A 9,025-nucleotide genomic window follows, 5' to 3' on the forward strand; every position below is an offset into this window, starting at 1 on the left:
TCTCCTCAAACAATGAAATTCAAACGCCATCCGTCTCGCTGCCCCATCCAAAGGCCTCTTCGCCGGCAAGCCGGCTCCTACAACGAAGGTACCCGCCTACGTTGCCGCGCCTCGATCAAGCGCAACAGCCCCAGCAAGGTCTCGTTATGCGGCACCGCAATGCCCGCCTGCCGGGCCCGGGCCAGCACCTCGCCATTGATCGAGGCGATCTCCGTGGGGCGTCCGGCCAGCACGTCCTGCAACATCGACGGTTTGTGCGTGCGGTGGTGGGCAATGGCATAGGACACCGCGTCCAGGCAGCGCTGCCGATCCACCGCCACCCCCTGGGCCTGGGCCACCGCCAGCACCTCAAGGACAATGCTGCGGGCCAGCGCCAGCCCTTCGGGCGCCCCATCCAATTGCCCCACGGTGCAACCACTGGCGGCGCACAGGCTGTTCAGCGCGGCGTTGAACGCCACCTTCTCCCAGATCGCGCTCCACACCTCCCGGTCCACCGCGCAGTGCAGCCCCGCCCCGTCGAGCACCGCCGCCACCTGGGCAACCCGCCCATCGTCATGGCCTTGCAGCCCCATGATCCGCACCTCGCCCAGGCCATGGGAGCGCACTTGGCCCGGCCCGAGCAGGTCGGCGGGCCAGTTGGTCATGCCGATCACCACCCTGGATGCCGGCACATGGCGCGACAGGGTCTCGGCGTTGCCCAGGCCGTTCTGCAGCGTCAGCACCCAGGTCTGAGGGCCTATATGCCCGGCCACGCTGCGCAAGGCGCTGTCGGTGTGCAGGGTCTTGGTGAACACCAGCAACAGATCAGGCTGGCCCGACGCCTGTTCCGGGCGACACGCCCCCAGGCCATGGACATAGCGCTGGCCGGCGTCGGTCTCCAGGCTCAGGCCGCGACTGTGGATGGCCTGCAGGTGACGGTCGTTGATATCCAGCAGGGTCACCTGTTGCCCGCTTTCCGCCAGCAGGCCGCCAAACAGCGAACCCATGGCCCCTGCGCCGAGAATGGAAATGTTCATCGAGCCTCCTTATCAATCCCGGGGTTCATGCCTTGCCCGGCCCACGCCGGGGAATGTGCCGGCCGACTATCAGCAGCGCGATCATCGCCAGCACCATCGCCGATCCCAGCAGCATCAGGTAACCCTGGGCCCCGCCTCGGGTGATCACCGTGGCGCCGATAAAGGCGCTGAGAATCGCCCCTAGCCGACCAAAGGCCAGGGCCGAGGCAGTGCCCGTGGCACGCACTCCGGTGGGATAGATAAAGGCGCACAGGGCATACAGGGTGGATTGCACGGCGTTGACGAACAGCCCATGCACGCCGAAGCCGAAAATCAGCAGGCTGGTGTGCTGCTGCACATCCAGCGCCTGCAGGGCAAAGGCGCTGATCGCCCCGCCGGCACAGCACAGGGTCAGCGGCCAGAACGAACCCCAGCGGGTCATGGCCACCGCGCAGAGCAGCGCGCCGATCACCCCGCCCAGGTTGTAGGCGGTCAGCCCGGAGCCGGCCACCGTCAGCGCCAGGCCTTCGGACTGGAGCATGGTGGGCAGCCAGCTGAAGGCGCTGTAGACCGCGGTCAGGCACATGAAGAACGCCACCCACAGCGCCAGGGTGTCACGAGCAAAGCCGCTGACGAACAGGGCGCGGAAACCGCCCTGCTGCTCCCGACACTGCTCCACGGCATCAGTGAAGCGAGTACCCACCTGCATCGACCGCCCCATGCGCCCCAGCAACCGGCTCAGTTCACTCCAGCGTTGCGGCCGCCGCGCCAGGAACCGCGGGGTTTCCGGCAGCACCGCCAGCAGCAGGAACCCCAGCACCAGGGGCAAGGCGCCTCCCACCAGGAACAGCACGCGCCAGCCATACAGTGGCAGCACATGGGAGGCGAACAGCCCGGCCAGCATCCCGCCCAGGGGCACGCAGACAATGGTCGCGGTCACCGCCAGGGTACGACGCCGCGCCGGGGTGAACTCCGCCGTCACCGTAGTGGCGCTGGGCAACGCGCCGCCAATGCCCAGCCCGGCGATGAACCGCAGCAGCGCCACCGTCAGCGCATCCGGGGCCAGGCCGATGGCGCAGGTGGCCGTGCCGAACACAAAGACACTGCCAATCACCGCCATGCGCCGGCCGAAGCGATCGGCAAACAGCCCGGCGCAGGCACTGCCGATGCCCATGCCAATCAACCCCGCCGCCACCGCCGGGGCGAAGGCCTCACGGGTAATGCCCCACTCCTGGATCATCAGCGGGATGGCAAAGCCGATCAGCTGGCCGTCAAAACCGTCAAACACAATGGACAGCGCGGCCAGCAGCACCACGCATTTCTGCATCCAGGTAAAGGGGCCCTCATCCAGCAGGGTGCCGATATCGGCGCTAGTGCCAGCGGCCTGCGGTTGCGCGTCAGCCCCCGCCTGCAGTGCACTGAAGGACGTCGTGTTCATAACCACCTCTGTATTTATTTTTCTGGTGTTGGCACAGGATGCGCGCCGATGACGGCGCGCGCGTCATGGCTCGATGGTCAGGGTCGGCACCTCGATCAATACCGGGCCATCCCCGGCCAGGGCCTGGCTCAGGGCCTCGGCAAAGGCTTCGCGGGTAGTGGCCTGCAGCGCCTCGACGCCGTAGCCGCGGGCCAGGGCGCAAAAGTCCAGGCCAGGCACGTCCAGCCCCGGCGCACCTTCCACCTGCAACACCTCGGCGAACCATCGCAACGCGCCGTAGGTGCCGTTCTTGAGGATGATGAACACCACCGGAACCCGGTACTGGGCGGCGCTCCACAACGCGGTAATACCGTAGTTGGCCGAGCCGTCGCCAATAATCGCGATCACCCGCCGCTCGGGCCGCGCCAGTTGCACCCCCACCGCCGCCGGCAGGCCAAAGCCCAAGCCACCGGCGGCCGGGAAGTAGTAGCTGCCGGGCTCGCGCATCTCCACCCGCTGCCAGAAAGCGCCCACGGTAGAGGTCGATTCCTTGACGTAGATCGCATCCCGCGGGGCCAGCTCATCCAGCACATCGAACAGGGTTTCCGGACGCAGCAGCCCCCCCTGCTCCGGCACCGGCTGTGGCCGCGGCAAGGCTTGCAGCGGCGGTCGATCACCCTCCGGCAGCACCCAGACCAGCGCCTGGAGAATCTCGCCGATATCCCCCACCAGGGCATCACCCATGGGCGCCCGCGCCGCCTCGCCGGCATCGCAGGTGATCTGCAGCAAGCGCGCGCCCTCAGGCAGGTAAGCCCCCGGGGCGTACTGGTGATAGCGAAACACCGGGGCCCCCACCACCAGGATCAGGTCATGCCCGGCCAGGCAGCGACTGATACCGGCAATGGCCGCCGGCAGCACCCCGCGAAAATTCGGGTGACGGGTGGGAAACGGGCAGCGTGAAGCCGAAGGGGCGACCCAGGCCGGCATCCGCAATTTCTCCGCCAATTGCACCGCCAGGTGGTTGCTCCCACTGCCATCCACATCCGGCCCGAGCACCAGCACCGGGTTGTGCGCCGCGGTCAGTTGCTGCACCAAACGCTGCAACTGCGCCGAGGAAGGCAACCCGGCACTGGCCACCTGGCGCTGCAGCAAATGCTCGACACCGGCGGCGGCCTCATGGCTCCAATCGTCATAGGGAATCGACAGGTACACCGGCCCCTTGGGCAACTGGTTGGCCAGATGAATGGCCTGGCTCAAGGCCCGCGGTACATCCTCGGCGCAGGCCGGCTCATGGCTCCATTTCACCAGCGGCTTGGGCAGTTGCGCGGCGTCGACATTGGCCAGCATGGCCTCGACCCCGACCATCGAGCGCACCTGCTGGCCGGCGGTGATCACCAGCGGGCTGTGGGAATACCAGGCGTTGGTCAGTGCCCCCATGCCATTGCCGGTGCCCGCCGCGGCATGCAGGTTGACCAGCGCCGGGCCGCCGCTGGCCAGGGCGAAACCGTCGGCCATGCCCACCACCGCGCCTTCATGCAGGCCGAGGATGTAGCGGAAATCGTCGGGGAAGCCCTGGAGAAAGGGCAGTTCGTTGGAACCCGGGTTGCCGAAAACGGTGGTCAGCCCCTGTTGCCGGAGAATCGCGTAGCACGCGCTGTGGACGGTGTTCATAAGGCCCCTTGAGGTTGTTGTTCTTGGAGTCCGGGCCACTCTTGCAGGCAGTGCCTGATTGATCAAATCGATACTATCTTTATCAAGAATAAAAACTGTCTATATCCAGAGCCGCCATGAGCCATATCGATCTGAACCTGATCCGCACCTTCGTCACCCTCTACGAAGCCCGCAGCGTGACCCTCGCGGCCGAGCGCCTGTTCGTCACCCAGCCCTCGGTGAGCTACGGCCTGGCGCGCCTGCGGGAACTGTTCGACGACGCGCTGTTCAGCCGCACCCGCGACGGCATCCGCCCCACCCACCTGGCCGACGAGTTGTACCTGAACCTGCGCGACGCCCTGACCCGGATCGACGACAGCGTGCAGGGCAGCCGACGCTTCGACCCGGCCAGCACCGAGCGGCGCTTTCGCATCGCCCTTTCGGACCTCGGTGAAATGGGTTTCCTCAACCTGATCCTGGCCCGCCTCAATCGCCAGGCGCCGGAGGCCGAAGTGGAAGTCCTGCCGCTGCAGATGGACCAGGCCGGCGAGTGGCTGGCCAGCGGTAAGGTGGACGCGTTGATCTGCCGCCAGCAGGTGCCGGGGGCGCGCAGCCAGAAGCTGATCCGCGAACGCTACGTGTGCCTGCTCAGCGACCGCCATCCGCGCATCGGCGACGTGCTGAGCCTTGAGCAGTTTCTCGCCGAGCGGCATATCAGCGTGACCCGCAACACCGGCCACGGCAGCGTCGAGGATGCCCTCAAGCAGATGCAGCGCCAGCGCCGGATCAGCCTGCAGGTGCCGCACTTCTCGGTGCTGCCCAAGGTACTGCCCGGCACCGAACTGCTGGCGGTGCTGCCGGCGCAGATCGCCCGGCTGTTCACCCTCGAAGGCGGCCTCAGGCAACTGGAGCTGCCCTTCCCCGTGGCCGAGTTCGAGGTGTCGCTGCACTGGCACCCCAACAGCGAACGCAGCGCCGCCCTGCGCTGGTTCCGCCAGACCGTGGCCGAAGCGATCATTCAGGGGCAGTAGTAGCCGGTGCCAGCACGCACAAAACACTGCTCGGTCACCGCCGCGCCCCACTGCTCGCCCAACTGCTCCTGCACCAGCACGAAACCCTGGTCCTCATACAGCTTGCGCGCCGCATCCAGGCCCTTGAAGGTCCACAGGCGAGTGGCAGCAAAGCCCCACTGGTCACAGAACGCCAAGGCTTCGGCCAGCAAGCGCTTGCCCAGCCCCTGGCCACGCGCGGTGTCATCGAGAATGAAGCACCGCAGGATCGCCTCGCCGCCCTCGCCTTCGCCGTCAATGGCGATGGAACCCACAATCCGCTCACCTTGCAGTGCCACCCAGACCTGGTTGCGCGGGTTGGCCAAGCGCCCCATCAGCTCGGCCATGTCACGGGCCACCAGGCTTTCGAAGGCCTGGCCGAAACCGGCCCGGGCGGCGTAATAGGTGGCGTGCATTTCGGCGATCCGGCCGATGATTCCCGGCCGGTAACCGGCGGCAATGTGCCCAGGTTCCAGGCTCTCCGACGCCTGCCGCAGTCGCACCGCGCGCAGTGCCGCACAGTAGTCGGCGATACCCGTGGCGGCGTTGCCTTGCTGATGGGCGCTCAGGTGCGCCAGCGCCGCAGCGACCTGGGCATTGGCGAAGCGGTCGATGTCCTTGAGGGTCTGGCGTCCTTGCGCGGTCAGTTGCAACCTTTTCGAACGGCCATCCTCGGCGTTGGGCACTTCGGCGATCTCGCCGGCCAGCACCAACTTGCCTACCAGGCGGCTGACACTGGATTTCTCCAGGCCCAAGAGTTGCACCAAGTCGCCGGCGGTCGTGGCGTTGCCCAGGCCCATCTCCAGCAATGTGTGCACAGCCGAAGGCGAATAATCGGTGGCGGCCAGGGTGCTGTGCATGAAGCCCAACTCGCGGACCAGTTGCCGCGAGGCCTGGCGCAGTTGCTGAACCCGTTCTGAGGACTGGATAGGCATGGCGTGAACCCCTGGATCTAAGGCAGATAGTTGTACTGCACAACCAAATAACCCGCAAGCGTTCTCAGCGGCCACTGGCGCCCTGGATCACTTGACCGCAACCGGGCGAGGTTCGTACACAAATCAGTTATTCCCACACCGACAGATCTGTTAAAACGCCTTTTTGATTTCCTGCGGTGCAACGCCTCCATGTCCCCACCCCTGCTCCAGCGCCTGCGTCTTCGCGGCTTGCGCCTGCTGTGCCTGGTGCTGCTGGTCCTTGGCCTGCCGGCCAGTTGCGCGGTGCTCCAGCATCAGGAGCGCAAGCTGGTGTTTCGCATCGAGCCCGGCACCGCCGGCTGGTACCGCGGCCTGCCCAGCGCGGTGCAGGAGTTCGAGCTCAAGCCCAACAGCTTCAAGGCCGGGCAGAACATTCATGCCTGGTGGTATCCGGCCGCGCGCGCCGATGCGCCGGCAATCCTCTACCTGCACGGGGTGCGCTGGAACCTCACCGGCCAGCTGTTTCGCATCGAACAACTGCATGCCCTGGGCTACTCGGTGCTGGCCATCGACTACCGCGGCTTTGGCCAGAGCCAGGGCGACCTGCCCAGCGAAACCAGCGTGTATGAAGATGCGCGAATTGCCTGGGCGCGCTTCCAGACCCTGCAGCCCGACCCCGCCAAGCGCCTGATCTACGGCCATTCCCTGGGTGGCGCGGTGGCCATCGACCTGGCCGCCGAACTGGGCCGCGCGGCCGCCGCCGGCAACACCCCGCCCGCGGCTCGCGGGCTGATCGTCGAATCCACCTTCACCACCTTGGCTGATGCTGCTGCCGCAGCGACCAAGACCGCCCTGCCCCTGCGCTGGGCGATGTCGCTGAAGTTCGATTCGATCGACAAGATCCGTGAGATCAATATGCCGCTGCTGGTGGTCCATGGCCTCAAGGACGACTACATCCCGCCGCGCCTGAGCCAGGAGTTGTTCAAGGTCGCCCTGCAACCCAAGCAACTGCTGCTGGTGCCCGGCGGCACCCACAACAACAGCATGAGCCTGGCGGGCAAGGACTACGCCCGGGCGATCAACGCCCTGCTGCGGGCCAAGCCCGAGCACAGCATCGCCGGCCCCGTCCCCAGCGCCGTCCCCACCAGCTGACCTGCCATTGCGTAGGAGCTGGCCGGGCGGCGTTCCGCTTGCCAGCGAAGAGGCCCGCAAGGCCACCCTCGCCAACAAACACATCACCACCCAATCGGCGCTACAGCGAAACCTCACGCACTTCATAGGCAGTGGCCGGTTGCGGCCGCAACGCCTCGCCAATGGTGCGCAGTTTCAGGCAGGTTTCCTGATACTCGCTCACCGGGTCCGACTCGCCGACGATGCCGCAGCCGGCAAACAGGTGCGCCTGGTTGCCGCGGATCAGCGCCGAGCGCAGGGCCACGGCGAATTCGCCGTCGCCTTCGGCGTTGAGCCAGCCCACGGGGGCGGCGTACCAGCCACGGTCCAGTTGCTCGTGCTCGCGGATATAACCCAGGGCCGGGCCCCGCGGCAGGCCGCCCACCGCCGGGGTCGGGTGCAGGGCGTCCACCACTTGCAGCAGGTCGACCTGGGGTCGCAGGCGCCCCAGCACCGGGGTCAGCAGGTGCTGCACATGGGCCAGGCGGTGCAACTGCGGCTGGGTGGGAATCTCCAGCATGGCGCAGTAGGGCTGCAGGGATTCGCGCAGGGTCTGCACCACCAGGGCGTGTTCGTAGCGGTCCTTGGCGCTGTCCATCAGCGCCTGGCCCAGCTCCGCATCCTGCTGCTCGTGCAGGCCGCGGGCGCAGGTGCCGGCCAGGGCCACGGTGTTGAGGGTACCCCGGGCCAGGCGCACCAGGCGCTCCGGGGTGGCACCGAGGAAACAGCTGTCGCCGCGGCTGAAAGCGAACAGGAAGGCCTGGGGATAGGCCGCCCTGAGGTTCTCCAGCAAGGGCCCGCAGGGGATGCTGCGCGGTGCCCGCAGGCAGACTTCCCGGGCCAGTACCACCTTGCTCAGCTCACCGTCCTGGATTCGCCCGATGGCCCGGGCCACGCAGTCCTGCCAGCGCTCGGCGGCCTGGAGACCTTCCTCCTCTTGCACCCCGGCGGGCATCTGCGCCAGCGGCGCATGGCTGTAGCGCGCCAGCAGCAGGGCCCACTCCGCTTCCAGGCCGGCCGCGCAATGCTCGATATCCGCCCCAGGCTCAAGCCACAGGCTGAACAGCCAGTGCTGCTGCTCGCCTTCGCGCAACAGCAAAATCCGCGGCAACACCAGGGAGGTGGCAGCGAACGACTGCCACTGGGCACTGCGCGGGCCCTGGGGGTCGAAGGCAAAGCCGCCGCACAGGTAGGCCTTGCGCGGGCCCACCTGATGGGCCTGCTCCAGCAACTGGCGCCAGGCCTGGGTGCTGGCGCTGAAGCGCTCGGCGGCCGGTGGGCTGATTTCCTCGGTGCAGCCAAAGCCGGCCAGGGCCAGGGCGCCCTGGTCACTGGACCAGAACAGACTCTGGCCGAAGGCCTGGCGATTGGCGGCAAACAACCGCAAGGGTTCCAGGCGCTCGGCGAGCTGGCTGAACACCACCAGCACCGCCCGCCCCTCGCGTCGGGCACGGGCCTCGCCCTCGCACAGGGCAGCGCTCAAGCCCGGCAGGCATGGCTCATTCATCACGCGCTCCTTGCTCCAGCCCGTGCATCAGGCGCCAGTGGCGCACCTGCTGGGCAATGTTCCAGTGGATGATCTGGGCGAACAGCGGCACCACGAACATCGGGTCCAGGCCCGCCTGTTCGGCCCACTGACAACGCTCGGGGAGCATCGCCGCCACCCGCTCCGGCGCGGCGATGCTGTCTTCGGTCGGCTTGAACTGCGCCGCCGCCTTGACGTAGGCCAGGCGCAGGCCCAGGGCCTGGATGATCTGCTGGTCCATGGTGTCTATACCGCAGCGGATATCGTCCAGGCCGCTGCACTGCTCGGGTGTCTTCATGTCGAGG

At 67.2% G+C, this 9,025-nt stretch carries 8 protein-coding genes; 2 read left to right on the forward strand and 6 right to left on the reverse strand.

Annotation, left to right across the window (positions count from 1 at the left end):
- Positions 1–77 precede the first annotated feature (77 nt).
- From J4P02_RS23065 to mdlC, 3 genes are all read right to left on the reverse strand, one after another.
- Positions 78–1,016, reverse strand: coding sequence for a ketopantoate reductase family protein (locus J4P02_RS23065; RefSeq protein ID WP_426194569.1), 939 nt, complete (start codon positions 1,014–1,016; stop codon positions 78–80).
- Between the two features lie 25 nt (positions 1,017–1,041).
- Positions 1,042–2,433 carry an MFS transporter gene (locus tag J4P02_RS23070; protein ID WP_426194571.1) on the reverse strand — a complete coding sequence of 464 codons (1,392 nt, stop codon included), beginning with the start codon at positions 2,431–2,433 and terminating at the stop codon, positions 1,042–1,044.
- A gap of 63 nt (positions 2,434–2,496) precedes the next feature.
- A complete protein-coding gene (gene mdlC, locus J4P02_RS23075; RefSeq protein WP_426194573.1) occupies positions 2,497–4,083 on the reverse strand; it encodes a benzoylformate decarboxylase in 1,587 nt (528 codons plus the stop codon).
- A 116-nt stretch (positions 4,084–4,199) separates the two neighbouring features.
- Between mdlC and J4P02_RS23080 the strand changes: the two genes are divergently transcribed.
- The gene (locus J4P02_RS23080; protein WP_426194575.1) at positions 4,200–5,093 is read left to right on the forward strand and encodes a LysR family transcriptional regulator; all 894 of its coding nucleotides are present in this window, start codon (positions 4,200–4,202) and stop codon (positions 5,091–5,093) included.
- Here J4P02_RS23080 and J4P02_RS23085 read toward each other — a convergent pair.
- Positions 5,081–6,046 carry a bifunctional helix-turn-helix transcriptional regulator/GNAT family N-acetyltransferase gene (locus J4P02_RS23085; RefSeq protein ID WP_426194577.1) on the reverse strand — a complete coding sequence of 322 codons (966 nt, stop codon included), beginning with the start codon at positions 6,044–6,046 and terminating at the stop codon, positions 5,081–5,083. The genes J4P02_RS23080 and J4P02_RS23085 overlap by 13 nt on opposite strands.
- Before the next feature lie 189 nt (positions 6,047–6,235).
- Between J4P02_RS23085 and J4P02_RS23090 the strand changes: the two genes are divergently transcribed.
- The gene (locus J4P02_RS23090) at positions 6,236–7,177 is read left to right on the forward strand and encodes an alpha/beta hydrolase (RefSeq protein ID WP_426194579.1); all 942 of its coding nucleotides are present in this window, start codon (positions 6,236–6,238) and stop codon (positions 7,175–7,177) included.
- Between the two features lie 100 nt (positions 7,178–7,277).
- Here J4P02_RS23090 and J4P02_RS23095 read toward each other — a convergent pair whose 3' ends face one another.
- Together J4P02_RS23095 and J4P02_RS23100 are read right to left on the reverse strand one after the other, a co-directional pair.
- Positions 7,278–8,702, reverse strand: a complete 1,425-nt coding sequence (locus J4P02_RS23095; protein ID WP_426194581.1) for an isochorismate synthase — start codon at positions 8,700–8,702, stop codon at positions 7,278–7,280.
- The gene (locus J4P02_RS23100; RefSeq protein WP_426194651.1) at positions 8,695–9,018 is read right to left on the reverse strand and encodes an isochorismate lyase; all 324 of its coding nucleotides are present in this window, start codon (positions 9,016–9,018) and stop codon (positions 8,695–8,697) included. Before J4P02_RS23100 ends, J4P02_RS23095 begins: the two co-directional genes overlap by 8 nt.
- Between the last annotated feature and the right edge of the window lie 7 nt (positions 9,019–9,025).

This window comes from Pseudomonas sp. NFXW11 (genome assembly GCF_049887815.1).
In the GTDB taxonomy this organism is placed as follows: domain Bacteria; phylum Pseudomonadota; class Gammaproteobacteria; order Pseudomonadales; family Pseudomonadaceae; genus Aquipseudomonas.

Bases quoted from the DNA above. Each gene is read 5' to 3' on its own strand.
- J4P02_RS23065 (WP_426194569.1), bottom strand. From the start codon at position 1,016: ATGAACATTTCCATTCTCGGCGCAGGGGCCATGGGTTCGCTGTTTGGC.
- J4P02_RS23070 (WP_426194571.1), bottom strand. From the start codon at position 2,433: ATGAACACGACGTCCTTCAGTGCACTGCAGGCGGGGGCTGACGCGCAA.
- mdlC (WP_426194573.1), bottom strand. From the start codon at position 4,083: ATGAACACCGTCCACAGCGCGTGCTACGCGATTCTCCGGCAACAGGGG.
- J4P02_RS23080 (WP_426194575.1), top strand. From the start codon at position 4,200: ATGAGCCATATCGATCTGAACCTGATCCGCACCTTCGTCACCCTCTAC.
- J4P02_RS23085 (WP_426194577.1), bottom strand. From the start codon at position 6,046: ATGCCTATCCAGTCCTCAGAACGGGTTCAGCAACTGCGCCAGGCCTCG.
- J4P02_RS23090 (WP_426194579.1), top strand. From the start codon at position 6,236: ATGTCCCCACCCCTGCTCCAGCGCCTGCGTCTTCGCGGCTTGCGCCTG.
- J4P02_RS23095 (WP_426194581.1), bottom strand. From the start codon at position 8,702: ATGAATGAGCCATGCCTGCCGGGCTTGAGCGCTGCCCTGTGCGAGGGC.
- J4P02_RS23100 (WP_426194651.1), bottom strand. From the start codon at position 9,018: ATGAAGACACCCGAGCAGTGCAGCGGCCTGGACGATATCCGCTGCGGT.